Here is a 25,519-nt window from a genome sequence, read left to right as displayed (position 1 = left end):
GTGGCGTTGTTCCTGATCGAGCTCGGTGCGATCATTCTCGCCCTCGGGATTCTCGGGCGTGTCGCGAGCCGGCTGAAGTTCTCACCGATTCCGCTCTATCTGCTGGCCGGGCTCGCGTTCGGCCAGGGCGGACTGCTCCCGCTCGCCACGACCGAGGAGTTCGTCGAGACCGGCGCCGAGATCGGCGTGATCCTGCTGCTGCTCATGCTCGGCCTGGAGTACACGGCGTCCGACCTGGTCCGGAACCTCAAGACCCAGTACCCCTCCGGCATCGTCGACGCGGTGCTGAACGGTCTGCCCGGCGCCATCGCCGCGCTGCTGCTGGGGTGGGGCCCGGTCGCGGCGGTGGCTTTGGCGGGGGTCACGTGGATCTCGTCGTCCGGCGTGATCGCGAAGGTGCTCTCCGACCTCGGCCGGCTCGGCAACCGGGAGACGCCGGTGATCCTGAGCGTCCTCGTACTCGAGGACCTCGCGATGGCGATCTACCTGCCGATCGTCACCGCGCTGCTGGCAGGCATCGGCTGGCTGGAGGGCGGCATCACGCTGGCGATCGCGCTCGGCGTGATCTCGGTCGTGCTGTTCGTGGCGTTGCGGTACGGCCGGTTCATCTCCAAGCTCGTCGCGAGCGACAACCCCGAGACGCTGCTGCTGATGGTCCTCGGCCTGACGCTGCTCGTCGCCGGGCTGGCACAGCAGCTGCAGGTGTCCGCGGCGGTCGGCGCGTTCCTGGTCGGCATCGCGTTGTCCGGCGAGGTCGGCGAGGCGACCCACACGTTGCTGTCGCCGCTGCGCGACCTGTTCGCCGCCGTGTTCTTCGTCTTCTTCGGCCTGCACACCGACCCCGCCAGCATCCCCGGGGTCCTGCTACCGGCGCTGCTGCTGGCGTTCGTCACCGCGGGAACGAAGATCGCCACGGGCTACTACGCGGCGCGGCGCGCCGGCCACACGGTCGCGGCCCGCTGGCGTGCCGGCGGCGCCTTGGTCGCGCGCGGCGAGTTCTCGATCATCATCGCCGGGCTCGCGGTCAGCGCGGGCGTGGAGCCACGGATCGGTCCGTTCGCGACGGCGTACGTCCTGATCCTGGTCGTCGTCGGCCCGCTGACCGCCCGCTTCGTCGAGCCGCTCGCCCGGCGGCTGACCGACCTGGTGAAGCGGCCCGCCCCGTCGCCCTAGGCGGGCGACTGCTGCTGGCGGCGCCAGCGGATGCCGGCTTCGACGAGGCCGTCGATCTCGCCGTCGAGGACACCTTGGGTGTTGCCGGTCTCGTACTCGGTCCGCAGGTCCTTCACCATCTGGTACGGGTGCAGGACGTACGACCTCATCTGGTCGCCCCACGAGCCGGCGACGTCGCCGCGCAGCACGTTGAGCTTCGCCTCTTCCTCGGCCTTGCGCAGCGCGAGCAGCTTCGCCTTGAGGATCGTCATCGCGGTCGCGCGGTTCTGTAGCTGCGACCGCTCGTTCTGACACGACACCACGATCCCGGTCGGGAGGTGGGTGATCCGCACCGCGGAGTCGGTCGTGTTGACGCCCTGCCCGCCCGGCCCGGACGAACGGTAGACGTCCACGCGCAGCTCGTCCTCGGGGATGTCGACCTCGTCGGTCTGCTCGATCACCGGCACGACCTCGACCGCGGCGAAGCCCGTCTGCCGGCGGCCCTGGTTGTCGAACGGCGAGATCCGCACCAGCCGGTGCGTGCCCTGCTCGACCGACAGCGTCCCGTACGCGTACGGCGCCTTCACCGCGAACGTGGCGGACTTGATGCCCGCCTCTTCGGCGTACGACGTGTCGTACACCTCGGTCGGGTACTTGTGCCGCTCCGCCCACCGCAGGTACATCCGGAACAGCATCTCCGCGAAGTCGGCCGCGTCCACGCCGCCGGCGCCGGAACGGATCGTCACCAGCGCCTCGCGGGAGTCGTACTCCCCCGACAGCAGCGTCCGGACCTCGAGCGCGTCGATCGCCCGCTTGATCGACGTGAGCTCGCGTTCGGCCTCGCCGAGCACGTCCGCGTCGGACTCGTCCTCGGCCAGCTCGACCAGCACACCGAGGTCGTCCAGGCGCGATCGCAGCGAGCTGACCCGGTCGACCTCGCTCTGCAGCACCGACAGCCGGCTCGTCACGCGCTGGGCGTTCGCCTGGTCGTCCCACAGGTTGGGCGCCAACGCCTGCTCGGACAGCTCGGCGATCTCCTTGCGCATGCGATCCAGGTCGAGAACGGCCTCGATGCTGCGCAGTGTCGTGTCGAGAGCCTTGAGGTCAGCGTCGAAATCGGGTCCAGCCACAAACGCCAAGCCTACGCGCCGGATCAGCCCGCCGTGGCGAAGGTCTCCGCGGACGCCTCCGCGTAGACGGTCAGCGCGCCCGCTCCGGAGATGGCGTTGACGATCGGGAGGTGCGCCGTACCCTCGCAATCCACCGTGACCTCGGCCGCGTTGATCCCGGTCACGTCGCAGTTGATCGAGTCGTCGGCCACGTCCTGCATGTACGCCTGCACCTCGATGCGGGCGAGCTCCTCGCTCAGCACGACCTTGTTGCCGATCACGCCGCCGGTGTAGATCGCCTCGTCGTCGATGCCGTTCGTCGCCGCTAGCGCCGCGCCGTCGGCGATGGCGGCCAGGCCGCGGCGGTAGATGAAGACCTGAGAGGCGTCGAAGACGACCACCATCAGCAGGATGATGATCACGCCGAAGCCGATGATCAACACCGTCATCTGGCCGCGTTCGTCAGCCATGCGTCGCATCGCGTCTCACCTCCCCGCCCGGTAGCGACCGAACGGCGTCGTGTGGGTGCTGGTCACCGGGATCGAGGCCAGCGGGCCGCCGATCGCGTCCGGGATGAACGGCAGCGGCACCGTACGAGTGATCGTGACGACCACCGTCGAGTCCGGCTGGAGGCAACCGCCCGGGCACCGGTACGTGAAGTCGACCGCGCCGATCGACAGGCCCTGGTCGCGCAGCGCGTAGTCCGCGGCCTGCCGCGCCCGCGTCTCCGCCTCGCCCACGCTGTTGGCGAGCGTGAACGCCCGGCCGGCCTCGCGGGTCGCCGCCGAGACGCCGTACGCCGCCGCCTGCACGTCGAAGACCGCGAGCATGATGTAGACGAGCGGGATGAGGAACAGGATCGCGAGATAGCAGAACTCGACGACCGCGTTGCCCCGTTCGCCACTGCCTCGTTCGCCGCTGCCTCGCTCGTCGCGGAGGCGCGCCAGGATCGCTCTCATGCCGGCGTCGGCTCCTTCACGGCGTGCCCCGACACGACGAACTGGAAGCGCGGCCCCCAGAACCCGATCGCCGGCATGGTCGCCCGCACGCTCACGACCATCAGCAACTGGCCGCCGGCGCTTCCGGTACCCGTCGTCGTGCCACCGGCCATGCCGGGCGACAGCGAGTCCGAGATGCAGTCCTCGGCAACGGCCCTGCCCTCGCCGAGGGTGCCGTTGTAGTTGGCGGCCTGCCGGGCTCCCTCGTGCGCGCACGCGGTGAGGGTGTTCCGTACGTGCAGGAACAGCCCGAGCTGGAAGATGCCGAGGAACAAGGGCAGCAGCACCAGCATCACGAGGACGAACTCGGTCGCGGCCGAGCCGTCCTCCGACCCGCCACTGCCGCGCGCGTCAGTCACCCGTCATCCCGGTACGGAGCCTCGCGCCTTGTTCAGGGCGTCCTGCAGAAGCTGGGTGAGCTGCGGGCCGAGGAACAGCCAGAGGGCCGCGATGAGGGCAGCCGTCATCACCGTGATGAGGACCCAGCCCACCATGTCGCCACGCTCGCCAGACCGGGCGTTCAGCAGGCGTGCGTGCAGGCCCGCTATGACGCGGAGCACCTTGTTCTCCTTCGTTGCGTCTTTCATCGTTGGTCCTTTCTCACTGCAATCTCACTGGGTCACCATCTGGAGCCCGATGGCGCCAGGGAAGAACGCGAAGAGCACGGTCACAGGGAGCACGAGGAACACGATCGGGATCATCATCCCGATCTCTTTCTTACCGCCGGTCTCGATGAGTTCGCGCTTGCCTGACTCGCGAACGTCGGCGGCCTGAGCACGAAGCACGTCCGCGAGCGGCGTGCCTCGCTCGACCGAGATCGCGATACCGTCGACGAATCTCGCCAGCGCGGTCAGGTTGGTACGGTCGCCGACCTTCTCCAGCGCCTCGACCAGCGAGAGGCCGGTGCGCGCGTCCTGGATCGCCGAGCGGAACTCCTTGGCGAGCTCGCCCTTGCTGGTGCGAGAGACCCGTTCGAGCGCCGCGACGGGACCCTCGCCCGCGGTCACCGACAACGCCAACATGTCCGCCACGGTGGGGAACTCGGCGATCATCAGCGACTCGCGGTGCTTGACCTGACTGACCAGCCGCCGGTCGCGGAGCAGCACGCCGACGACGAACGCCGCCACACACAGCACCAGCAACGCGACGGGGCTGGCGCCGCGCGCCACGAACGCGAGCAGCGAGATCACCAGCGCGAACGCGAACCCGAGCGCGCCCCAGATCAGCTGCTCGATGCGGAACTCCTCGAGCGTCATGTCCTGGCCGGCCTGCTGCAGCCTTCGCCGGACGACCGCGCCGCCGCCGAGGATGCGTTCGAGCAGTCGCGCGCCGTCGCGGAAGTACGGCCGGAGGATGCGTTCCAGCGTGGGGAACGGCGTGAACGTACGGTCACCCAGCTGGTAAAAGCCACCGACCCCGGGCGCGTCGCGTACGTACGGTGCGAGCCGATCGTCCAAGCGGGGCCTGCGAAACGCCGGGACGCGGACGAACATCAGCAGCAGGCCGAACCCGATGAGGGCGCCGAACAGCCCACCCAGCAAGAGGACTCTCATCGCAGCACCCGCTCTTCCTCGGGGAGGCGTCCGATCCGGAGCATCAGGCGGTACGCCAGCGCGCACATGCCGCCGCCGATGAGGAGGACCAGGAAACCGATCGGAGAGTTGTACCGGGAGATGATCTCCGGCTGGAAGGCGAGGAACGCGAGCACGATCCAGGGCGCCGCGACCGCGAGCTTCGCGCCGTTGACGGTCCAGGACTGGCGGGCCTCGAGCTCGGCGCGGGTCCGTACGTCCTCGCGGAGGAAGCCCGACAGCGTGCGCAGCAGCCGGCCGAGGTCGCTACCGCCGACCTCTCGGGCGATCCGCAGCGACTCGACGATCCGGTCGCCGACGGGGTCGGCGAGGTTGCGCTTGAGCCGGTCCAGGCAGTCGTTGAAGCGACCGGTCGCGCGGTAGTCCTCGCCGAAGCGCTGGAACTGCCTTCTGAGCGCTTCGGGTCCGCGGTGGCCGATCTGCATCAGGGCCTCGGGGAGCGAGAGGCCGGCTCGTACGCTCGACGCGAGGTTGTCGACGACGTCCGGCCACAGCTCACGCAGCTCCTGCCGTCGTGCCCGCGCGCGCATGCGTACGAGCGCCAGCGGCAGGTAGGCCGCCATCGTGCCGAACGCGAGGGCGACGGGGATCACGCCGCCGGACACCAGGAACACGATGAGCAGCACGAACAGGCCCATGCCGACGCACGCGCCGATGAGCTGTCCGGGCGACACGGCCTCGATGCCCGCCTGGGCAAGCAGGTCCTCGGTCCGGTCCTGGAAGCTCGGACCGGTCTTCTCCTGCTTCGGCGCGGGCTTCATGAACGTCCGCGCGATCAGAACGATCCCGAGGCCGAGCATGAGGCCGACGAGGATGCCCATCGACTACGCCACTCCTTCGAAGCGAGGCGCGAGGAGGCGGGACAGGTCGTACCCGATGCGCTCGAAGCGCTCGACGTGCGGCGGGTAACCGTCGGCGCGGACCAGGCGGTCGCCGCGGAGGACGAAGATCGGCTCGAGCTCGACGATGTCGCCCTCGACGCGGCCGGGGACCGCGCAGATCTCTCTTACACGTCGTCTGCCGCTCTCAATGAGCTGGGTGTGGACGACGATGTCGACCGCGCCGGCGACCGTGGGGACGACGAACCTCGAGCCGATGTTCTCTCCCGCGAGCAGCGGGAGCGTGCACATCTTGGTGATGGCCTCGCGCGCGGAGTTGGCGTGGATGGTGCACATGCCGGGGAGGCCGGAGTTCAGTGCGATGAGGAGGTCGAGGCACTCCTCGGCACGTACCTCACCGACGATGATGCGGCTGGGGCGCATCCGCAAGGCTTCCTTGACGAGGTTGCGGAGCCGGATCTCGCCCGTTCCCTCGAGGTTGGACTGCCTTGTCTGCATGGACACCCAGTCGGGCAGCGGGATCTTCAGCTCGAAGACCTCTTCGCAGCTGATCACGCGCTCCCGCGGGGGAACGGCGGCGGCGAGGCAGTTGAGCAAGGTGGTCTTGCCTGCCTGCGTACCACCGGCGACCAGGATGTTGAGGCCGGCGACCGAGCACGCTTCGAGGAATGCCGCGCCCTGGCTGGAGATCGTGCCGAGCGACACGAGGTCCTCGAGGTGGGTCGCCTTGACGACGAACTTCCGGATGTTGATCGCCCAGTGCGTCCTGGTGATGTCCGGGATCACGACGTGCAGCCGGCTGCCGTCGGGGAGCATCGCGTCGACGAACGGGGTGGAGAAGTCGATCCGCCTGCCGGTGGTCTTGAGCATGCGCTCGCACAGGTCGCGCACCTCGTCGGCGGTGAGCACCGTCGTGGTGAGCTCGCTGCGACCGTTCCTCGCGATGAAGACCTTCGAGGGCTCGTTGATCCAGATCTCTTCGATCGTGGGATCGTCGAGGTACTTCTGGAGTGGGCCGAAGCCGGCGATCGCGTTGAAGACCTCGCGGACCACCTCGCGGACGTCGCCGAGTGGAGGAAGTGTCTGGACCAGCGTGCGCTCGTCGTACTGGAGCACCGCCGCGTCGATGAGCCTCCGTACGGCAGCGGCCTCCACCAGGGGATCCAACCCCTGCCGGCGTACCTGCTCCCGCACTTCGGCGTCGATGATGTCGACCGCAGTCATGAGCCCGTCGCACCCCGCGCTCTCGGTGAGTCGTGTCGCTCTTGGTGATACCCCTGCATGTGCCCCTGCATCCCGCCGAATCCCGCAGCCGCCGGATAGTCCGGTTGGTCCTGCCCGCCTCGGGATTCTGTCATGCGTGTGTTTGCCTGCGCGAACCGATGTCCACAGGGTCCGGACGTCGTCCTTGGCGTCCCTTGCATGACAGGCGATACGAGAGACGCTGGCCGGGTGGGGACGGTTCCTTGTCACGGAGAGTGACCGGCGTGTCGCGCTCGGCGGGAGCAGGCGTCGGCTCCCCCGTGCGGCGCGGCGGTGAGAGCGGTCGGCGGAGTTGTTGGACAGATCCCGGGATCTAGGCCGAGATCTGTCCAACAAGTCGACTGGGCGGCGGCTACTCCGGCGTGGCCGAGTGGCGGGCGATCGAGGTCAGGGCCTCGGTGTGGGCGGTGAGGATTGCGCGGCCGTCGGGGGTCAGCTTGATCCACGTTCGCGAACGGGCTGGTCCCGTTCGCAGCTTCTCCTGCTCTACCAGCCCCGCCTCGGTCAGCGTCCGCAGCTGCTTCGACAATGCCGAGTCGCTCAGGCCCGTGGCCTCGCGGACGAAGCTGAACTCCACCTTCGACGCCGGGGCCACCACGGCCACGATGCGGAGGCGGGTGGGGTCGAGCAGAAGGTCGTGCAGCCCGCTTACCGGGGCCGGGTCAGTTGTCATCGGCCGCCCGCTTTCGCAGCCGGAGCCAGCCCACCGTCGTGTGGGCCGCGGCCATCACCACGCCGGCCGCGAGGTGCGGGTACCGCATCCTGCTCCGCCGGAAGCCCGCCACCACCACCCACTCCGTCACCGACAGACCCAGGCTGAGCGCCAACGCCCGCTTGGCCTCCGGACCCATCGCTCCCCACGCCGTCCGCACTTGCTCCTTCAGCGGCGGGTCCGGCGCGCCTTCCTCCCGCGACTGCTTGAGCCGCTCAGCCGCCGCCCGGATGCGCTCTCCCTGGCCGCTCCACAGCCCCATCACCTTCGTGCGGTCGCCCATCCACCAGGCCCAACCGACGATCCCGAGCCGCACCGCGACGCCGCTCGTTCGCCGCAGCCCCGGGCTTCGAATGTCCCCGCACCCCAGCCGGAGCATCGTCGCCACCGCACGCGCCCCGAGCATCGCCCGCTCGCGCCGGTCGTTCTCCCGCCGGACCTGATCCCGCCCCGAGCGCAGGATGCCCAGCGCCTCGTCCGCCGTTCCCGGATCCACCATGGCCCTCCCTCGTTGGTTGCCTGAGAGGAAAGTAACCCAAGCTTTCCACTAAGGCAACCTTGCATGTCCAGCAAAAGTGCGCACCGCGCAATAATCGTGCTAGCCTCCTCACCATGGCCGGACTCCGAGAGCGCAAGAAAGAACAGACCCGCCAAGCCCTCAGCTGGGCCGCGGTCAAGCTCTCCGTCCAGCGCGGCTTCGAGAACGTGCTTGTCGAGGACATCGCCGCGGAGGCGGGCGTCTCGCCGCGAACGTTCAACAACTACTTCTCCAGCAAGGCCGAAGCCGTCGCCGCCCGCCACCTCGACCGCATCACCGTCATCGCCAGCCTGCTTCGCGAACGCCCCAAGGACGAGCCGATCTGGACGGCGATCACCGCCGCCGTTCTCGACCAGGACGGTCTCGACGCCGAGCCGCCCGCCGGGTGGGTCGAGGGCGTACGAGTGATGGTCGAAACCCCTGCCCTGCAAGGCGAAATCGCCAAAGCGTACATCGTCGCCGGTCGCACCCTCGCCGAGGTTATCGCCGAACGTACCGGCACCAACCCCGAGCGCGACCTCTACCCGAAGCTCGTCGCCCAGATGGTCGGCGTCGCGTACGACGTCGCCACCACCCACTGGATGCACACGACCGACCGACCCCAACCGCTCGGCGACCTCCTCCGCGAGTCCCTCGAACAGGTCACCTCCGGCCTCCCCGACCCCCAGAGCTAAGCCCGCCACACGCCCGTCAACCCAAGCTTGCGCGCGCCGCAGGCTCCATGAAACGCGCCCAAAACAAGGAGAAAGTCATGTACGACGTCATCATCGCCGGCGCCGGACCGAACGGCCTCCTGATGGCCACCGAGCTCGCCCTCGCCGGCGTCAAGCCGCTCGTGCTGGAACGTCGCGAAGAAGTTGACGTGTCACCCAAAGCGAACGGACTCGTCGGCCAGGTCAACCAGGCGCTGGACTTCCGCGGCATCTACGAGCGCTTCGCCGGTACGACGCAGCCACCGACCGCGGTCCCGGCGTACCCGTTCGCGGCCATGACCCTCGGCCTCGCCGGCATCGACCGCAACCCGATGTACGTGCTGCCGATCCAGCAACGCCGCATGGAGGAACTTCTCGCCGAACGAGCAAGCGAGCTCGACGTCGAGATCCGCCGCGGCCACGAGGTCAGAAGCCTCACCCAGCAAGGCGAAAGTGTCACGGTGCGGATCGCGACGAGCAGTGGCGAGTACGAGCTCGAAGCCAAGTACCTCGTCGCCGCGGACGGCGGCCGCAGCGCGATCCGCAAGCAACTCGGCATCGGCTTCCCCGGCATCACCGACACCTCGTTCGTCGGTCGCGCTGGCGTCGTCGGCATCGACGCGCCGACGGCCAACCAGGAGACCGGCGAGCTGGACGTCCCGGGGCACGGCACGCTGCGGCCGATGACGTTCACGAGGACGGAGGGCGGGCTGTTCGCGTTCGCGATGTTCGTGCCCGGCCAGTTCCGCGTCACGTTCCTCGAGTGGACCGACGCCGAGGTCCCCGGCGACGACGTCCCAGTCACGTTCGACGAGCTCGGCGCCGCCGCGCGCCGCGTGCTCGGCGCCGAGCTGACCATGCACGAGCCGCCGGACGGCGTACCGGCGATGCTGGGGCGCTCGACCGACGGCATCAACTCGAGGCAGGCCGAGCGGTACCGCGAGGGCCGCGTGTTCCTCGTCGGCGACGCCGCGCACGTGCACTCCGCGATGGGCGGACCGGGGCTCAACCTCGGCCTGCAGGATGCGCTGAACCTCGGTTGGAAGCTCGCGGCCACGATCAAGGGATGGGCGCCGGACGGCCTGCTCGACACGTACGACACCGAGCGCCGACCGGTCGGCGAACGCGTCCTCATGCACACAAGGGCGCAGCTCGCGCTCGTCGCGCCCGGGCCGAACGTCACGGCGCTCCGCGAGCTGTGCGGCGAACTGCTGCAGGACAAGGCGAACGTCCAGCACATCGCCGACCTCATGTCCGGCGCGGACGTCCGCTACGAGCATGGCGACCACGAGCTCACCGGCCGCTTCTTCGCCGACCGCGCCCTCCACGGCGACGGTGGGCTCACCCGCTTCGCCCACCTGATGCGCGGTGCCAGGCCCGTTCTGCTGCTGATGAACGACCGCTCCGACCTCGCCGACCTCGCGACCGGCTGGGCGGATCGGGTCGAGCTGGTGCGCGCCCAACCCGTCGACCACGCCCCACCCGCCGAGGCCGTGCTGGTGCGTCCGGACGGCTACGTCGCCTGGGCCGGCAGCGCGGCCGAGGGTCTGGAACGGGCGCTCGCCACCTGGTTCGGAGTCGCACAGGTGAGAGCCTGACTCCGACGAGGAAGGATCCGCGATGTTGGTCTATGTGGAGAACGGCGTCGCGATGGCGTTCGACCGTGGGAGCGCGGCGTGGACCTTCGACCTGGACTGGTGGGGCGTCTGCGGACAGGGAGTCGACGAGGAGGCGGCGCTGGCTGAGCTCACCCGGCAGGTCGGTGAAGGGCTGGTGGTGGCCGAGCGGATCGAGGGTGACGAGGGGTTGTTCGCGCGGGATCGGTTGCCGTGCACGGAGGCGGGACGTCAGCGCACGTTGGCGATTCTGGCCGAGGTCCGGGCTGACACGATCGCGCTGGTCCGCGCCTGCTCGGACGAGGTGCTCGACTGGGACGACCCCGAGCGCCAGCTGCCGACCTACGCCAGGTGGCGGACGATCAGGCAGCTCGCCTGGCACGTCGTCGACACCGAGAGCCGGTACTACCTGCCCTCTACCGGCCTCGGCTACCGCGAACCGCTCCCGAACCTCGTCGACGAGCTCGAGGCCTCAGCCGGGCACGTGCGATCGACGATCGCCACGATGCCCCCTGACGCCGCAAGCACGGGCTGGAGCGCGGTGAAGCTGCTCCGCCGGCTCGCTTGGCACGAGCGCGGGGAGCTCGAGGTCATGCGCGCGATCAGCAGAGGCCACCCAGCAGCTGGTCGTTGAAGACCACGGCCTTCGTGCCCATGTGGATGCCGTTCACTTGATCGGGCGCGTTGTAGTCGATCTGGAAGAGAATGATGTTGCCGCCCTCCTCCACGTACCAGGACGGCTTCGTTTCGGGCTTGCCCTGGTGCTGCTTCAGCGCTGAGCCGTAGATCTTCTTCAGGTCAGACAGCTTCGGGTACGCCGGGGCGCCAGCGTTGGTGGGAAAGTACGGCTGGTCCATCCCCAGGTGCTGGATCGTCGTCACGCCCTCGCGCGTCAGCACCCACACCTTGGACAGCGAGCCAGTGCCGAGGTAGAGGCCGCAGTTCCGCGGGCCGCCGGGCACCGACGTCGTCAGGACGCCAGACGCCAGCAACGACGGGACGGACGCGCCGACCTTGAGCGCCCCGATGCCGTCGGGCCGTACGACCAGCGGCTCCGGCGCCACGACCTTCTTGCCCGACGGCGGCGCCATCGACGCGTCGGCGAAGACGGCGAAGCCAGGAGGAGAGGAAAGGCTCGACACCTTCGACTCGAAGGAAGCGGCAGCGGGCCCCGTCCACGTCAGGGCGGAGTCCGTAGAACCCACCCGCAACCGCCCGAGCTTCCCGAACGAGCGCTCCGCCGACAGCGGTCCCGCGTCCACGCTCACCCACTTCGTACCGTCCAACCGCCACAGGCTCGGCGGGATGACCGGCGTCTGGCTGAGCTCCTCGTCGCACGCCCCGGCCCGCGCGCTCGCATACACACGACCGTCGCCGCCGCGGTGGACGTCGGTCATCCACACGAAGTCGATGCCCGTCCGCGTGCCGGCCGACAGCTGCTTCGGTGTCGGCAACCCATACGCCGACCCGTCGAGCGGCTTGACCGTACGCGCCGTCAGATCCACCGCCAGAGCCGAGACGAACCCACTGCAAGCCGAGCTGCTCGCCTGCACCAGCGCCACAGCCGAGCCCTGCGGCGAGTACGGGTCCACGTACATTCCCGATGCCCCGCCCGAGCGGTACAGCGGGAACGGCTTCTCCCGCACCCCGTCCGCCCCGACCACGACCAGGTCGGAGATCGTGCTCCGCGCACCGCTGCCGCCGAGCCGTTCCAGCACGACCTTGTCGCCGAACGCGCCGTACGGCGTGACGTAGGTTCGCGAGTCACCGACCGGCGCGCTGGACACCTTCCGCAACGACGGGAGCGCGTACGCCTGCAGCGTCTGCGCGGCGGTGTATCGGCCCGCCACCGTGTACGCCAGCCGCCCGGCCACGGCGACGCCGCCACACCCGGAGCACGCGACCGACTTCTTCGTCGCGGACTCGAGGTCGAGGACCGTGAGCTTCTCGTACCCGCCGACGACCGCGTAGCGACCGTCCGCGCTGAACGCCACCCCGCCGCTGTGGCCGGCCTTGGCGACCACCACACCGTTCTCGACGACGTTGGCGACGCTCTCCGCGGCGTACGCGGTCGTGGTCGGATGCGCGAACGCGCGCACCGCTCCCACCGCGTCGTCGACCGTCTGCGTCAGTACCGAGAGATCGCTGTGCCAGCAGGGAATCGCAGCTGCAACACGAGCCTTGATCGAGCAGGCGTGCACGGTGCTGCGGGTGGCGCCGGCGAGCGCGGAGTCGACCGTCGTGATGCCGTCGCCGAGGTCGACGACCTGCTTGCCGTCGGTCACCTTGGCGCGGGCGGCGAGCTGGAGTACGGCGACGCCCTTCGGCCACGCGGGCAAGGCACGCACCGACGAGGGGTGCAGCGCGTCGCCGAGCGGCCCGGTCAGCGCGGTCAGGACGGCCATGCGCCGGCACGCCGGCTCCGGGCCGTTGTCCTTGGAGCAGGCGGCGAGGTCGCGCATCGCCTGGGCGAGCAGGAGGACGTCGCGCCGCGAGTCGGCCGGCTTCGCGGCGGTCAGCGCCGTCGGCCGGTCGGCGCGGAGGGTACGGGCCACGTCGACCGCGTACGCGCCGTCGTACGGCGTGCCGATCGTCGCGACCACGCCCACGGAGGCGGCGCGAGAGGCCACCGCCCAGCGGGTGGCGAGGCCGCCGGTCGAGACGGCGACCACCGCGACCTTGCGCTTGGCGGCCTTGGCCAGGCAGTCGATCGCCGAGCCGACCGCCGGACCGCTGCCGGACGGGTCGTCGACCCAGAGAGTGGGGTCACCGCCGGTGAGGACGTACGCGGCGACGCCGGGGATCGCGGCGATCCGCGCGGCGAGGCTCGTGTTGTCGGCGGCCACCGCTGCGACGCCCGACGTACCCGCGCTCGCCTGCAGCCCCGCGACGCCGTCCGGCCCGGGGACGAGCAGGACGGGCGCGGCGCCCGGCTTGCCCGTCGACACGAGCTGGGTGCCGGGGCACTTGGCCGGCGTCAGCGTCGGGCCCGGCTTGGGTGGCGACGGCTTCGGCTTCGCGGCGGCGGGCGCGACTTCGAGGACGCGCCACCCGTCGTCGGTGCCGAGCAGCGTGACCTGGGCCGCCTGCTTGGCGGACCCGTTGCTCACGGTCGTACTGACCGTCGCGACCCGCCCCGCGCGCTTCCAGGTGGCGGGGTCCGGCATGACCTTGCTGCCTTGGGGAACGAGCTCGCGCCCGGTCGCGCCCTCGACAAGCACGGTGTCGGCCTTCTCACCGCCCAGCGCGGTGATCGCGCCGCCCGCGGCGTCATAGGTGTCCTGCTCACCGGCGTCGGCGATCTGGTGGACGACGATGCCCGCCTCCGCCTGCTGCCCACCGTCGCCGCGCGGCGCGAACAGCGCCACGCCACCGCCGATCAACGCGAGTACGACAACAATGCCGCCAGCGATCAGCAGCCATCCCCGTTTTGACATTGTGTGGAACGCCCTTCCATAGCCGCGGGCAAGCCTAGCGAAGGCCGCGAATGCGGATGAAGGGCACGTTCGTTCATATCTCAGCTACCGCAGCTGCTCCATCAGACCAGCGTGGATGCCGTGGATGCGCAGCGAGGAGATCCCGTCCTCGGTGAGGTCGTAGAGCACGGCGTACGGGACCCGCACCTGCCGCCCGGTCGCCTCGATCCCGGCGAACGTCCCGGTGTGGGTGCCGACCCAGACGGCCTCGGCCGCCGCGTTCCGGTCACCGACGACAATCGCCCGCGGTTCCGGCCCGCCGTCGAACGCGCCGTGCATGGCGTCGAGGGCCGTCGCCACCTCGTCGCGTCCCCGCACGATCTCCGGCATCCCGTGGACGACCAGCTCGACATCCTCGGTGAAGAACGGCCTGAGGTCACCGCCCTCGATGACCGTGTCGAGATATCTCATGAATGACTTGGACATGTCCGTAGTCACGGTGTCCTCCCCTGGTCGAGGGTTCTGCCTCGCAGGGTCGGCCTCCCCTTGCCCCAAGGCAATAGGGCGTTGTGACTAGCCTCGGGGGAAGGCGCTCCGTAGGTGAAGCGTCGTGGTCGCCTTACCCGGCCAATAGCCCCTCTACCTGGCGTCCACCCCACGTAAAGCGGCCAATGATCATGTAAACATGATCATTGGCCCCAGGGCGGGCCCGGACCGGACGCACTAACGGCCGGACGAAAGATCGAGACTAGGCCGTCGTCGGGAGCAGGCGGCGGACGACGCGGAGGCCGACGGACAGGCGGGCGAGGTCGGTGACGTCGCCGTCGACGATCTCGGCCAGGGTCGAACGGGTCCGCGACACCAGCGTCGCGTCGCGCTGCTCCCACGCCGCCACGCGTTCGGCCGCGGTCGCCTCCGGAGGCGAAGCCTCCAGAACGTTCTGCGTCAGCTGCGCGTGCACGGCGTGCAGGTCGTCGCGCAAAGCGGCCCGCGCCGTCGTCTTCCACCGGTCGTCGCGCGGCAGCGAGAGGATCTTCTCCAGCAGCCGGCCCACCTCGAGCCGCTCCCCCAGCGTGAAGTGCGCCCGCGCCACGTCGACGACGTCGGTCGACGTACGCCGCGCCGTCTCCACGAGACCCAGCCCCGCATAGGCAGGCGAGAACACCGCGACCCGCGTCGCCAGCTCCTCCGACACGCCGCCCTTCAGCAACGAGTCGCGCCGCTTCGCCAGCTGGTCGGCCTCCCGCCCAGTGAGCACCGAAGGCAGCGCCGCCATCAAGGTCGACAACCCAGAGGCGAAGTACTCGATCGTCGACGCGATGTCGATCGGCGGCCGCCTGTTCTGCACCAGCCAGCGCGCCGCACGTTCGGCGATCGTCCGCGCCTCCAAGCGCATCCGCACCTGCACGGCCGAGTCGATCGTGTTGTCCAGGGCCTCAACCGCGGCCCACACCTCGTCGACGCCGTAGATGTTCCGCGCCACGACGTGCGCGCGCGTCAGCTCCTCCGCCGGCGCACCCGTCTCCAGCGACAGCCGGTGGTAGAACGTGATCCCCGCCGTGTTGACGAGCTGGTTCACCGCCTCCGTCGTCACGATCTCCCGGCGCAACGGGTGCGCGTCCATCTGCGCGTCGAAGCGTTCGCGCATCGGCGTCGGGAAGTAGTCGACGAGCTGGCGCCGCAGGTACGGGTCGTCCGGCAGCTTCGTCTCCAGCAGCTCCGACGACAGCACGATCTTCGTGTACGCCATCAGCACCGCGAGCTCCGGCGGTGTGAGGCCGATCCCCTGCTGCTGGCGTTCCCGCAGCTGCCGCAGGTTGGGCAGGAACTCGATCTCGCGGTCGAGGAGATCCGCCTTCTCCAGCCGGTTGATCCACTCCGCGTGCACGTGCAGCAGCGCCGGCGCCAGGGCTTGCGCCTTCTGCAGCGCGACGTTCTGGTCATAGTTGTTGCGCAGAACGAGCTCGCCGACCTCGTCGGTCATGCTCGCGAGGATCTCGTTGCGCTGCTTCTCGGTCAGGTCGCCGTCGTGCACGACCCGGTCGAGCAGGATCTTGATGTTGACCTCGTGGTCGGACGTGTCGACACCGGCGGTGTTGTCGATGAAGTCGGTGTTGATGCGCCCACCACGCAAGGCGTATTCGATCCGTCCGAGCTGCGTCAACCCGAGGTTGCCACCCTCGCCGACGCACTTCGCGCGCAGCTCGGTGCCGTTGATGCGGACGACGTCGTTGGCCTTGTCGCCCGCGTCGCCGTGCGTCTCGGTCGTCGCCTTCACGTACGTGCCGATGCCGCCGTTCCACAGCAGGTCGACCGGCGCACAGAGGATCGCGTGGATCAGGTCGTTCGGCGTCATCGAGGTCACCGACGACCGCGAGATGCCCAGCGCCTCGCGTACCTCGGCCGAGATCGGGATCGACTTCGCCGTACGCGGGAACACCCCGCCGCCGGCCGAGATCAGGTCGGCGTTGTAGTCGGCCCAGCTCGACCGCGGCAGCTGGAACAGGCGGCGGCGTTCGGCGACCGAGACGGCCGCGTCGGGCTGCGGGTCGAGGAAGACGTGCCGGTGGTCGAACGCCGCAACCAGCTTGGTGTGCTCCGACAGCAGCATGCCGTTGCCGAACACGTCGCCGGACATGTCGCCGATGCCGACGCAGGTGAAGTCCTCGTTCTGGCAGTCGCGACCCATCTCGCGGAAGTGCCGCTTGACCGACTCCCACGCGCCGCGGGCGGTGATGCCCATGCCCTTGTGGTCGTAGCCGGTCGACCCGCCGGACGCGAACGCGTCGCCGAGCCAGAAGCCGTACGAGATCGCCAGGTCGTTCGCGATGTCGGAGAACGTCGCCGTGCCCTTGTCCGCGGCGACGACGAGGTAGGAGTCGTCCTTGTCGTGGCGTACGACGTCCAGCGGCGGGATCGTCTCCGAGCCGCGCAGGTTGTCGGTGATGTCGAGCAGACCCGAGATGAACGTGCGGTAGCAGGCGATCCCCTCGGCCAGCCAGGCCTCGCGGTCGACCGCCGGGTCCGGCAGCCGCTTGGCGTAGAAGCCGCCCTTCGCACCGACCGGCACGATCACCGAGTTCTTCACCATCTGTGCCTTGACCAGGCCGAGCACCTCTGTCCGGAAGTCCTCGCGCCGGTCGGACCAACGCAGACCGCCGCGCGCGACCGGCCCGAACCGCAGGTGCACGCCCTCGACGCGCGGCGAGTAGACCCAGATCTCGAAGCGGGGCTTGGGTTCGGGCAGCTCGGGGTTCTTCTTCGGGTCGAACTTGAACGACACGTACTTCTTGGGCTTGCCCTCGGCGTCGCGCTGGAAGTAGTTCGTCCGCAGCGTCGTGCGCATCAGGTTGAGGAACGAACGGATGATGCGGTCCTGGTCGAGGCTCTGCACCGCGTCGAGCGCCCGCTCGATGCGTTCGGTCACGGCGTCAACCTGGGCTTTACGCGCCTTCACGCCGAGCTCGCGGGCCGGGTCGAAGCGCGTCTCGAACAGCTCGACGAGCATCCGCGCCAGGTCCACGTTCGCGGTCAACGTGTCCTCGATGTAGCTCTGGCTGAACGTCGAACCGGTCTGCCGCATGTACTTCGCGTACGCGCGCAGGATCGTCGCCTGACGCCAGGTCTGGCCGGCGCGGAGCACGAGCGCGTTGAAGCCGTCGTTCTCCGCCAGCCCACCCCAGACCGCGGCGAACGCGTCCTGCATGAGCTCGCGGATCGCGCTGGCCGCGGCGCCGGGGCCGCCGCGGTAGACGAGTCCGAAGTCGTAGATCCAGGCCTGCACGCCGTCCTTGGTCTCGATCGCGTACGGCCGCTCGTCGGTCACGTCGACGCCGAACCGCGAGAGGACGGGCAGCACCGCGGACAGCGACAGGCCCGAGCCGGTCCGGTAGATCTTGAACCGGCGCTCGTTCGGCGCCGCGTCGATCGGCTCGTACAGCGAGAGCGCGAGCCCGTTGTCCTTGGGCAGGTCCTCGATCCGGCGCAGGTCGGCGACGGCCGTACGCGCGGGGAAGTCGTCCTGGTACGCCGGCGGGAACGCGTCGTCGTACTTGTGCATGAGCCGCGCGGAGTTGGACTCGCCGACCTGCTCGACGACCGCGTCGTGGAAGTCGTCGGACCAGGAGCGCGTCGTCGACACGAGCTTCAGCTCGAGCTCGGCGACATCAACGTCGGGCACGCTGGTGCCCTTGGGGAGGCGTACGACGAAGTGCAGCCGTGCGAGGACGGACTCGGAGAACCGCAGCGCGAAGTCGATGCTCTCGCCGCCGAACGCCTCCATCAGGATGTCCTGGATCTTCAACCGGACCTGGGTGGAGAACCGGTCCCTCGGCAGATAGACCAGGCAGGAGAGGTAGCGCGCGTAGTCGTCGCGTCGCACGAAGAGCCGGAGCTGCCGGCGTTCCTGCAGATGCAGAACGGCGAGCGCCGTCGGCAGCAGCTCGTCGGCGGAGACCTGGAACAACTCGTCGCGCGGGTAGGTCTCGAGGATGTCCAGCAGGGCCTTGCCCGAGTGCGAGTCCGGCGTGAACCCGGACCGCGCGATGACCTCGAACGCCTTGCGCCGGAGCACCGGGATGCGCTGGAAGCTCTCGGTGTACGCGACGGAGGTGAACAGCCCGAGGAACCGGCGCTCACCGGTGACCTCGCCGTTCTCGTCGAACGTCTTGATGCCCACGTAGTCGAGGTACGCGGGGCGGTGCACGGTGGAGCGGGAGTTGGCCTTGGTGAGGATCAGCAGCTTGCGTTCGCGCGCCCTGGCTCGAACCTCGGGCGGCAGCTGGCTGAACGAGCCGGAGACGCTCTGGTCGGGGTCGGAGCGCAGGATGCCGAGGCCCGTACCGGGGACGGCGCGCAGCACGTCGGCGTCGTCGTGCCGTTCGAGCGTGTACTCGCGATAGCCGACGAACGTGAACTGGTCGCCGGCCAGCCAGTCGAGCAGCTCGCGGGCCTCGACGATCTCGTCCGGCGGGATCTCGGCCGGCGGGTTGTCACCGAGCTCGGCGACGATGTCGCGGGCGCGGTGCTCCATCTTCGGCCAGTCCTCGACGGACTCGCGGACGTCGCGGAGGATGCGGGTGAGCGCGGCCTCGACGCGTTCCAGCTCGACCGTCTCGGACTCGCGGTCGATCTCGACGTGGATCCAGGACTCGCGGAACGCGTCGTGCGCGGTCGCGTCGGTGCCGTCCAGAACGTCGAGCAGCTTGCCGGTGACGTCGCGCCGTACGACGACCTGCGGGTGGACGACGAGGTGGATGCCGCGGCCCTCGCGGGAGAGCTCCATCGTCACCGAGTCGACGAGGAACGGCATGTCGTCGGTGACGACCTCGACGACGGTGTGGCTGCAGGACCAGCCGTGCTCCTCGACCGTGGGGGTGAAGACGTGCACCGACGCGGTGCCCTGCGGACGTTCGAGGGCGAGGCGGAAGTGGCTGCGGGCGGCACCGTAGATGTCGACCGGGTCGCGCCGCACGATGTCCTCGGCGGGGACGTGCCGGTAGTAGGCCTGCAAGAGCGCCTTGACACGATCGACGGACAAGGCCCCGGCGGAGCGACTGTGCTCGGCGACCTTGGCCGCGTCGACGATCAGGGCCTCTTTGGCGTCGTCCCACTTGCCGTTCGTGCCGGTGACACTGCCCGCGGTGACAGTCATGACGATCTCGCCCTTGCTCTCCCACCGGCCGGGTCGGCCGGAGCCACACGTCGATGTGTCGCCACATCGACGATAGTCGCAACGGCCAGCCCGGTGGAGGTGGGAGCGAAGACTCCGCCCCGAGTCACTCGGCGAACGGGTGGCTCGGGCCAACGTCAACCACCGCGCTCGGCGGCGTCGGCTTCCGGGGTCCGAGGACGACCCCATCGGCCGAAGGCCGCAGTCCGGGCGCCGCAGGGCCACCCGACGCCGCCGAGCACCGCGACCCGAAGCCGCTAGGCCGCCCGCGGCCGACGCGTGCGAGCGGTCGCCATAAGCTCAGTGCCAGCGGAAGCGGCGGGCTCGGTGCCTCCCTCCGTTGGGGTCCTCGTAGGACTGGGGCAGCACCACCACGGGGCACGGAGCCCGGCGGAGGCAGCCAGCTACGACGTGGCCGGAACGGCGACTCGAGCCCGGTGGGCCGAGGATCAGCGCTCGCGCGCCGCTCGCCTCGGTACAGAGCACCTCGTCCGGCCGGCCCTGCTGGACCACCGTGTCGATCGGCGGCGGCGCTTGTCCGTCCAGCGCCTCCTTGATCGCCAGGTCCAGCTTCTGCGCGGTCTTCTCCTGCACCGCGTCAGGGTTCAGTAACGCGTCGACGCCGTTGTAGTCGTAGTTCCAGACCGAGACCGCTTTTACGGTCTTCCAACCGTCACGTCCCTCCGAAAGCGCCCATATGAGGGCTTGTCTGCCAGCTTCAGTGTCGTCGACCCCGACCACGAGAAACTGGGTCACACACTCACGGTGCCCCGTCGAACACGCTCTGTCCAGGGCTTTGCCGGAACCTGCCGCCCAGATTTCACCGTTCGTCGGCCGGGCACCGTCGTCGAACGGCAGCAAATGGGGTTTGATCTCCCTTATGGATCTGCACCGCGAGACCAGGTACGACGCGGACCCAGCTGCCGTATACGCGATGCTCACCGACGAGGTCTTCCTCACTCGGTGGGTCAGCACGGGGGCGGCGCTCAGCTACTCAGTCACCGTCACACCGACCTCCAACGGCGGCGCGAACACCCGTACGCAGCAAAGCCTGCCTGCGCGCGTCCCGGACTTCATGACGAAACTCGTCGGCGAGAGCATCGACCTCGACCAGTCCATCGACTGGGGTCCGGCCGGCGCCGACGGGAGCCGGACCGGCCAGATCTCGATCGACGTGGCCAAGGCTCCGGTCACGATGCGCGGGACGATGACGCTCGTACCCGACGGCACCGGCACCCGCCAGGTCGTCGAGGTCGTGATCAAGGCGTCGGTCCCGATCATCGGCAAGAAGATCGAGGAGGCGGCGGCCCCTGCCGTTCGGAACGCGCTGGAGCTCCAAGAACGCCTCGGCCAGGAGTGGTTGGCCTCCCGAGGGTGAACGAGCACGCGATCCACCCGCCCAAGGTCGAGACGTTCGACCTCGAGGCGGGCACGAACGTGGACCCGAAGGGGATCCCGCGCACGCTGGCGTCGTTCCGCGTGACGGACTTCGGGCTGTACGTCGCGCGCCCGCTCGTCGAGCATCCGCGGATCGCCTCGTTCGAGTCCTGGATCCTGCCCGAGCTCGGCCTCCGGGTCACCGACTACACCCCGCATCCCGGGCTCGAGCGGCACCAGGACCACTACATCGACATCATCGACGCGTCGGTGACCGGGCGGGTCTGGCGGACGGTCGACCACTACCTCGACATCGTCGTCCGCACGGGCGGGGAGGCCGTCGTGCTCGACACCGACGAACTGCTCGCGGCGTACGAGGCGGGGCACGTCGACGCCAAGACCGCCGAGCGCGCGCTGGACACGACGTACCTCGCGCTGGCCGGCATCGCGGCGCACGGGTACGACGCCGAGGCGTGGTTGCGTTCGCACGACATCGAGCTCAGCTGGGACGGCAACGGCGTGTCGTCCTGACCGACCGCGGGCTGGGTGTCACTCTCGAGCGTATGGACGACATGTACCCGTGCCCGCGCTGCGAGCAGGTCCAGGCGTTCGTGCACCCGAACTGCCCCGACGGCGACTGCGCCGAGTGGGCATGCACGGTCTGCGGCACCGCCCTCGAGATCGACCCCGGCCTCGTCGCGGTCGCCTAGGCCGTGTCTGGCAAAGATCGCCTGGCGCGCGACACCCCACATCCCGCCTGGACGCGGTGCACCTCGTCACCCATATAACCAATATGAATTCCTCCTGCACCACGCCCAGCCGGGCGCGGGGCGCCGCGCGCCATCGCGCTACGCGCGATGACCGGCGCTATTTGCCAGACACGACCTGCCCGCGCCGATCTCCAGCCGGTAGCCCCCGTCAGCGGTCGGTCTGCGGACGACGAGCGCGATCCGCCACAGGTGGTCTCCCCATGCGCCTCGCAGGCGCCGGTCGTCGAGGTCGATGCGCTCGACCTCGACGTCCAACGCTGCCCCGTCGTAGCTCAGCCGGAGTGTCCGCCCGGGGGTCGGCACCTCGAGCGCTCCCGCCCCGAGGACCACCGGCGCGCCCGAGGCCAGCAGGTGCGAACGGACGTCCCCCGGGACCCGCGAGAACGCCCAGCGGTCCGAGAGCACGATCTGCCCGCCAGCCCGGTCGAGGCGAACGGAGCGGTGCCAGTGCAGCAGGCCAGCTTCGGCCGGGTACGCACCCGCCAGGTCGAGGTCGAAGCGCGCCCCGGTGTCGTCGAGCTCGCAGCGCACATCGGCGGCCCGGTGCTCCTTGCCCGGTGCCTGCTCGTACCCGTCGACGAGCGGGACGTTGTGGTACGCGCTCCGCAGTGACCAGATCTCGTACCGGTCCGGACTGAAGTGCTGGCGCGTGTAGTCCGCGACACCGGCATCGACGAGCACCGGATGACCGTCCAGCGCGACGAGGAACGTCCCGACGTCGTTGTGGTTGTGCGCCTCGGCGTTGTGCCCACCCTTGACCGACAGGAACAACCCGCGGGCGCTCCCGCCCGTCTCGCGCGCGGTGAGGAGCTCGGTGTCCGGCCACCACGCCTGCGCGACGAGCGGCGGGTCGGCCGACGGCTCCGACGCCCAGTCGCTGTCAGCGAGCGCGAGCAGCGCCCGCCCGACCCCGGTGGTCGACTCCGCGAGCGGGCCGTCGCCCCGCAGCCACCGGGCATGAGCCACCATCTCGGCGTCCCCGACGCGTCTCCCGAACCGGTACAGGACATGGGCGCTGGCACCGTCCGCATCGAGCTTCGCCGAGCCGTCCGCGACATTCACGTACCAGTCGCCAGCGATGTGCACGCGGTGCAGGTAGCGCCCAATCTCCCGTACCAGTGGGAGATCGAACGCGTCGAGCACGCCACCACTCGCGGAGCGCAGCACCTCCAGGCACTCCGAGAGCGAGGCACCAGCCCGCCACCAGTACAGCTGCCCCTCGTCGCACGCACCGTCGGCGGGGTAGCCGCCGACGAACACGTCGAGCCCGAAGACCGCGCGCTCGACCGTCGTGACGATCTCCTCGCGGGTGCTGTCGAGCAGCAACGAACAGACGAGCACGTTCGAGTTGATCCACGGGTTCCAGTTGCCCACATGCCCGCGCCGGCCGAACCAGATCCAGCTGTCAACCGTGCGTTGCGGTACGAGGATCCGCCGCCGCACCTCGTCGACGATCCGCTGGCCGAGTCCGCGTTCCTCCACCTTCGGGCGGAGCACCGCGTACGTCCACGCCAGCAGCGCGCCGGTCTCCGCGGCGAACAGGTCGAGCGTCGGGTTGTCCACGTCGGGCAGGGCATGGGTGTTGCGGGCACCGTGCGACTCGTCGTGGGCGGGCAGGCACCATGACGACTCCTCGCAGACCAGCCAGGCGCCGTCGGCGACCTCGTCGTGCCAGCGTTCGTCGTCGGTGAGGCAGGCCGCGAGCACCGCGGCGGCGAGCCGGCGGCGGCGCGCGAAGTACGGGTCCTGGTAGCGGATCCGGTTGCCCGTACGCGCGAAGTCGAGCCACAACGAGGCGGGCAACGCCGGCCATGGCCCCACGCCAGCCAGCCGCTCGGCACGGTCGACCATCGCCGCCGTCGTCGCGGGATGGACGGCCGTCCAGAACGCACGGTCGGTCACGTCGGGGACGGGCCGCCATGCCCCGGGCTCGGGCAGGTGCTCGCGGAGACGTTCGGAGGACAGGGCGGAGTCGAGCATGGAAGTGGTCATAAGTCCTTGTGTCATTGGGAGGCGGCGAACGATTCCGCGTACTCGGAGCGGACCTTGTCTCCGCCCTTCTGCTTCCAGTCGCGCACCGCGTCCTTCCACGTGGAGATCGGCTTGCGCCCGGTGATGATCTCGTTCTGGGCGTCCGTCATCGCCTGGGTGAGCTGCGCACCCTGGGAGCCCTGCGTGTTGGAGTAGAGCCCGAGCGTCGGCGACTGGTTCGCGATCGGGATCGCCTTCTGCTGGTAGGCGTGTTCTTGCTTGGTGAGCTCGGGGTTGCCGGGCTCGTACAGGATCGCGGGCGGTGAGGCGAGATAGTTCAGCACGGTCGCGACCTCGGCGGTGCCCGTGCTGGTCGGGGCTGGGTCGGTGCCCTTCTTCGTGTAGTGCACGCCCTCGACGCCGAGCTTGAACTGCAGGTACTCCTTCGTGCCGAACGGCGCCGCGAGCGCGTTTGCGACCCGGAGCAGCTCGGTGACCCGTTCCTTGCTGGCCTTCTTGATGACGGCGGTGCTGTACGACGGATAGCCCTTCCACAACGAGCGTTCCGACGAACCGTCGAAGTTCGGCGGCAGCATGCCCTCCAGGCGGAAGTCCGCGTTGCTCGGCAACGCCTGCTGGGCGTACCCAGACCACGCGGTGTAGTTGTCGTAGTGGACGCTGACCGTTCCGGCGATGAACGTGGTCTTCGCGTCGATCGACCCGCTGAGCGAGTCGGGGTGGAAGACCCCGTCCTTCCACAGGTCGGCGACGACGCCGATCGCCTGCTCGGTCTCGGGCAGCTCCCAGATGTTGGTGAACGTGCCGTCCTTCTCCTGCCAGTCCGAGGTCGGAACGCCCAGCATCTGCTGCACGAAGATCTTCACGCCGTTCGGCGAGACGCAGGCCCACTTGTTGGAGCGTTCGTCGGTCAGCTCGCGGCAGAGCGTGCGGAACTCCTCGAAGCTGTTCGGGTTGCCGTTCAATCCCTTCTCGGCAAGCAGATCCGCGCGGTAGTACATCAGCGGTCCCACAGCGGCGCGTGGGATCGGCAGACCGTAGATGCCGCCGTTGAAGACACACGTACGCCAGGACTCGGTCGGCAGGTTGGCGAGGAACGGGTACTCCTTCACCGCGTCGCCGGACAGGTAGTCGGTGAGGTCGGCGAACTTCGCCCGCAACAGCTCGGGAACGCGGCCGACTCCCAACAGTTGAAGGAAGTCGGGGATGTCGTCGCTCGCGACGACGGTCGCGAGTTTGCTCGTGTACTCGGCGAGCGGGATGAAGCGGGGTTTGAGGTCGACGTTCAGCACCTGCGCCATGGACTGCAGGTAGCGGTTGCCGTTCACGGGCGGGATCGGTCCGGGGTTGGACACCATCGCCACCAGGGCGCCGCCGCTGCCGGGCTTCTCCGTCAGGCCCGCGACGGGTTCCGCGGGATAGCTGAGGAAACCGGCCTGGATGCCGTCTGTCGTGGGGGCGAGGTCGGGCTTGACGCCTTCGTACGGAACGAACGTGGGCAACTGCACCTTGGCGTTCGACGTCGACGTGTTCGGCTTCGACGCAGGGCCACCGGAGCAGGCGCCCAGCAGGGTCGGCAAGGCGGTCGCGGCGGTGACCCCTCCGATCGCGCGCAGCACCGTTCGCCTGTTCATGGATCCGGGGCTCATGAGCACACCTCCCGTTGGGTCGCCGGAAGCGCTGGGAAAGCGCCTTCCAGCCGGTGTCCAGCTATAGCCGTAGCCCGGCGGTTTTGGCAATCGTTGTTCGGGATGGTGGTGGATGGAACGGCATGGCTCCGGAATG

At 69.4% G+C, this 25,519-nt stretch carries 23 protein-coding genes; 7 read left to right on the top strand and 16 right to left on the bottom strand.

Features of this window, described 5'->3' with window-relative positions; translation table 11 throughout:
- Positions 1–1,173, top strand: coding sequence for a cation:proton antiporter (locus tag JOD67_RS14535; protein ID WP_205117976.1), 1,173 nt, complete (start codon positions 1–3; stop codon positions 1,171–1,173).
- Here JOD67_RS14535 and prfB read toward each other — a convergent pair.
- The 10 genes from prfB to JOD67_RS14485 form a co-directional block, all read right to left on the bottom strand.
- Complete coding sequence (prfB, locus tag JOD67_RS14530; protein ID WP_205117975.1) at positions 1,170–2,282, bottom strand: peptide chain release factor 2; 1,113 nt, start codon at positions 2,280–2,282, stop codon at positions 1,170–1,172. The genes JOD67_RS14535 and prfB overlap by 4 nt on opposite strands.
- 23 nt (positions 2,283–2,305) lie before the next feature.
- A complete protein-coding gene (locus tag JOD67_RS14525; protein ID WP_239553848.1) occupies positions 2,306–2,740 on the bottom strand; it encodes a pilus assembly protein TadG-related protein in 435 nt (144 codons plus the stop codon).
- 6 nt (positions 2,741–2,746) lie between these two features.
- On the bottom strand, positions 2,747–3,220 hold the full coding sequence (locus JOD67_RS14520; RefSeq protein ID WP_205117974.1) for a hypothetical protein: 474 nt from the start codon (positions 3,218–3,220) through the stop codon (positions 2,747–2,749).
- Positions 3,217–3,618, bottom strand: coding sequence for a TadE/TadG family type IV pilus assembly protein (locus JOD67_RS14515; RefSeq protein WP_205117973.1), 402 nt, complete (start codon positions 3,616–3,618; stop codon positions 3,217–3,219). Before JOD67_RS14515 ends, JOD67_RS14520 begins: the two co-directional genes overlap by 4 nt.
- Positions 3,619–3,621: 3 nt before the next feature.
- Positions 3,622–3,846 carry a hypothetical protein gene (locus tag JOD67_RS14510; protein WP_239553847.1) on the bottom strand — a complete coding sequence of 75 codons (225 nt, stop codon included), beginning with the start codon at positions 3,844–3,846 and terminating at the stop codon, positions 3,622–3,624.
- A gap of 24 nt (positions 3,847–3,870) precedes the next feature.
- A complete protein-coding gene (locus JOD67_RS14505; RefSeq protein ID WP_205117972.1) occupies positions 3,871–4,812 on the bottom strand; it encodes a type II secretion system F family protein in 942 nt (313 codons plus the stop codon).
- Positions 4,809–5,672, bottom strand: coding sequence for a type II secretion system F family protein (locus JOD67_RS14500; RefSeq protein WP_205117971.1), 864 nt, complete (start codon positions 5,670–5,672; stop codon positions 4,809–4,811). Before JOD67_RS14500 ends, JOD67_RS14505 begins: the two co-directional genes overlap by 4 nt.
- A gap of 3 nt (positions 5,673–5,675) precedes the next feature.
- Positions 5,676–6,914: a TadA family conjugal transfer-associated ATPase gene (locus tag JOD67_RS14495; RefSeq protein WP_205117970.1), complete on the bottom strand. Its 1,239-nt coding sequence runs from the start codon at positions 6,912–6,914 to the stop codon at positions 5,676–5,678.
- Between the two features lie 391 nt (positions 6,915–7,305).
- Positions 7,306–7,626, bottom strand: a complete 321-nt coding sequence (locus JOD67_RS14490; RefSeq protein WP_205117969.1) for a transcriptional regulator — start codon at positions 7,624–7,626, stop codon at positions 7,306–7,308.
- The gene (locus tag JOD67_RS14485) at positions 7,616–8,164 is read right to left on the bottom strand and encodes a hypothetical protein (protein WP_205117968.1); all 549 of its coding nucleotides are present in this window, start codon (positions 8,162–8,164) and stop codon (positions 7,616–7,618) included. Before JOD67_RS14485 ends, JOD67_RS14490 begins: the two co-directional genes overlap by 11 nt.
- Before the next feature lie 113 nt (positions 8,165–8,277).
- Here JOD67_RS14485 and JOD67_RS14480 point away from each other — a divergent pair, with 113 nt between their 5' ends.
- The 3 genes from JOD67_RS14480 to JOD67_RS14470 all read left to right on the top strand — a co-directional run bounded on the left by JOD67_RS14480 (position 8,278) and on the right by JOD67_RS14470 (position 11,145).
- Positions 8,278–8,877, top strand: coding sequence for an acyl-CoA-like ligand-binding transcription factor (locus JOD67_RS14480; RefSeq protein ID WP_205117967.1), 600 nt, complete (start codon positions 8,278–8,280; stop codon positions 8,875–8,877).
- Positions 8,878–8,954: 77 nt separating this feature from the next.
- Positions 8,955–10,493: an FAD-dependent monooxygenase gene (locus tag JOD67_RS14475; RefSeq protein ID WP_205117966.1), complete on the top strand. Its 1,539-nt coding sequence runs from the start codon at positions 8,955–8,957 to the stop codon at positions 10,491–10,493.
- Between the two features lie 22 nt (positions 10,494–10,515).
- Positions 10,516–11,145: a DinB family protein gene (locus tag JOD67_RS14470; RefSeq protein ID WP_205117965.1), complete on the top strand. Its 630-nt coding sequence runs from the start codon at positions 10,516–10,518 to the stop codon at positions 11,143–11,145.
- Here JOD67_RS14470 and JOD67_RS14465 read toward each other — a convergent pair.
- From JOD67_RS14465 to JOD67_RS14450, 4 genes are all read right to left on the bottom strand, one after another.
- Positions 11,114–13,948 (bottom strand): lipase family protein, encoded by a 2,835-nt coding sequence (locus tag JOD67_RS14465; protein WP_205117964.1) that lies wholly within the window; start codon positions 13,946–13,948, stop codon positions 11,114–11,116. The two genes, JOD67_RS14470 and JOD67_RS14465, sit on opposite strands and share 32 nt — an antisense overlap.
- 84 nt (positions 13,949–14,032) lie before the next feature.
- Positions 14,033–14,413, bottom strand: coding sequence for an ester cyclase (locus tag JOD67_RS14460; protein ID WP_205117963.1), 381 nt, complete (start codon positions 14,411–14,413; stop codon positions 14,033–14,035).
- Positions 14,414–14,675: 262 nt separating this feature from the next.
- The gene (locus JOD67_RS14455; RefSeq protein WP_205117962.1) at positions 14,676–19,580 is read right to left on the bottom strand and encodes an NAD-glutamate dehydrogenase; all 4,905 of its coding nucleotides are present in this window, start codon (positions 19,578–19,580) and stop codon (positions 14,676–14,678) included.
- A gap of 318 nt (positions 19,581–19,898) precedes the next feature.
- Entirely contained in the window at positions 19,899–20,354 is a 456-nt protein-coding gene (locus JOD67_RS14450) for a universal stress protein (protein ID WP_205117961.1), read from the bottom strand.
- Between the two features lie 124 nt (positions 20,355–20,478).
- Between JOD67_RS14450 and JOD67_RS14445 the strand changes: the two genes are divergently transcribed.
- Genes JOD67_RS14445 through JOD67_RS14435 form a run of 3 tightly spaced genes read left to right on the top strand, consistent with a single transcriptional unit; the run spans position 20,479 to position 21,685 of the window.
- The gene (locus JOD67_RS14445; protein WP_205117960.1) at positions 20,479–20,976 is read left to right on the top strand and encodes a DUF2505 domain-containing protein; all 498 of its coding nucleotides are present in this window, start codon (positions 20,479–20,481) and stop codon (positions 20,974–20,976) included.
- Positions 20,973–21,506, top strand: a complete 534-nt coding sequence (locus JOD67_RS14440; RefSeq protein ID WP_205117959.1) for a ribonuclease FAU-1 family protein — start codon at positions 20,973–20,975, stop codon at positions 21,504–21,506. The genes JOD67_RS14445 and JOD67_RS14440 overlap by 4 nt, the downstream gene beginning before the upstream one ends.
- 32 nt (positions 21,507–21,538) lie before the next feature.
- A complete protein-coding gene (locus JOD67_RS14435; protein WP_205117958.1) occupies positions 21,539–21,685 on the top strand; it encodes a hypothetical protein in 147 nt (48 codons plus the stop codon).
- 138 nt (positions 21,686–21,823) lie between these two features.
- On the opposite strand, the gene JOD67_RS14430 is transcribed toward JOD67_RS14435, so the two are convergent.
- On the bottom strand, positions 21,824–23,725 hold the full coding sequence (locus JOD67_RS14430) for a heparinase II/III domain-containing protein (RefSeq protein ID WP_205117957.1): 1,902 nt from the start codon (positions 23,723–23,725) through the stop codon (positions 21,824–21,826).
- Between the two features lie 23 nt (positions 23,726–23,748).
- Positions 23,749–25,383 carry a type 2 periplasmic-binding domain-containing protein gene (locus JOD67_RS14425; RefSeq protein ID WP_205117956.1) on the bottom strand — a complete coding sequence of 545 codons (1,635 nt, stop codon included), beginning with the start codon at positions 25,381–25,383 and terminating at the stop codon, positions 23,749–23,751.
- Positions 25,384–25,519 lie beyond the last annotated feature (136 nt).

Origin of the sequence: Tenggerimyces flavus (genome assembly GCF_016907715.1) — a bacterium.
In the GTDB taxonomy this organism is placed as follows: Bacteria; Actinomycetota; Actinomycetes; order Propionibacteriales; family Actinopolymorphaceae; genus Tenggerimyces; species Tenggerimyces flavus.
Note: the sequence above shows the minus strand (reverse complement) of the source record. Positions and strands in the feature narration are given on the sequence as shown.

Coding starts and splice junctions, on each gene's coding strand:
- JOD67_RS14525 (WP_239553848.1), bottom strand. CDS start 2,740: ATGCGACGCATGGCTGACGAACGCGGCCAGATGACGGTGTTGATCATC.
- JOD67_RS14520 (WP_205117974.1), bottom strand. CDS start 3,220: ATGAGAGCGATCCTGGCGCGCCTCCGCGACGAGCGAGGCAGCGGCGAA.
- JOD67_RS14510 (WP_239553847.1), bottom strand. CDS start 3,846: ATGAAAGACGCAACGAAGGAGAACAAGGTGCTCCGCGTCATAGCGGGC.
- JOD67_RS14505 (WP_205117972.1), bottom strand. CDS start 4,812: ATGAGAGTCCTCTTGCTGGGTGGGCTGTTCGGCGCCCTCATCGGGTTC.
- JOD67_RS14500 (WP_205117971.1), bottom strand. CDS start 5,672: ATGGGCATCCTCGTCGGCCTCATGCTCGGCCTCGGGATCGTTCTGATC.
- JOD67_RS14495 (WP_205117970.1), bottom strand. CDS start 6,914: ATGACTGCGGTCGACATCATCGACGCCGAAGTGCGGGAGCAGGTACGC.
- JOD67_RS14490 (WP_205117969.1), bottom strand. CDS start 7,626: ATGACAACTGACCCGGCCCCGGTAAGCGGGCTGCACGACCTTCTGCTC.
- JOD67_RS14485 (WP_205117968.1), bottom strand. CDS start 8,164: ATGGTGGATCCGGGAACGGCGGACGAGGCGCTGGGCATCCTGCGCTCG.
- JOD67_RS14480 (WP_205117967.1), top strand. CDS start 8,278: ATGGCCGGACTCCGAGAGCGCAAGAAAGAACAGACCCGCCAAGCCCTC.
- JOD67_RS14475 (WP_205117966.1), top strand. CDS start 8,955: ATGTACGACGTCATCATCGCCGGCGCCGGACCGAACGGCCTCCTGATG.
- JOD67_RS14470 (WP_205117965.1), top strand. CDS start 10,516: ATGTTGGTCTATGTGGAGAACGGCGTCGCGATGGCGTTCGACCGTGGG.
- JOD67_RS14465 (WP_205117964.1), bottom strand. CDS start 13,948: ATGTCAAAACGGGGATGGCTGCTGATCGCTGGCGGCATTGTTGTCGTA.
- JOD67_RS14460 (WP_205117963.1), bottom strand. CDS start 14,413: ATGTCCAAGTCATTCATGAGATATCTCGACACGGTCATCGAGGGCGGT.
- JOD67_RS14455 (WP_205117962.1), bottom strand. CDS start 19,580: ATGACTGTCACCGCGGGCAGTGTCACCGGCACGAACGGCAAGTGGGAC.
- JOD67_RS14445 (WP_205117960.1), top strand. CDS start 20,479: ATGGATCTGCACCGCGAGACCAGGTACGACGCGGACCCAGCTGCCGTA.
- JOD67_RS14435 (WP_205117958.1), top strand. CDS start 21,539: ATGGACGACATGTACCCGTGCCCGCGCTGCGAGCAGGTCCAGGCGTTC.
- JOD67_RS14430 (WP_205117957.1), bottom strand. CDS start 23,725: ATGCTCGACTCCGCCCTGTCCTCCGAACGTCTCCGCGAGCACCTGCCC.
- JOD67_RS14425 (WP_205117956.1), bottom strand. CDS start 25,383: ATGAGCCCCGGATCCATGAACAGGCGAACGGTGCTGCGCGCGATCGGA.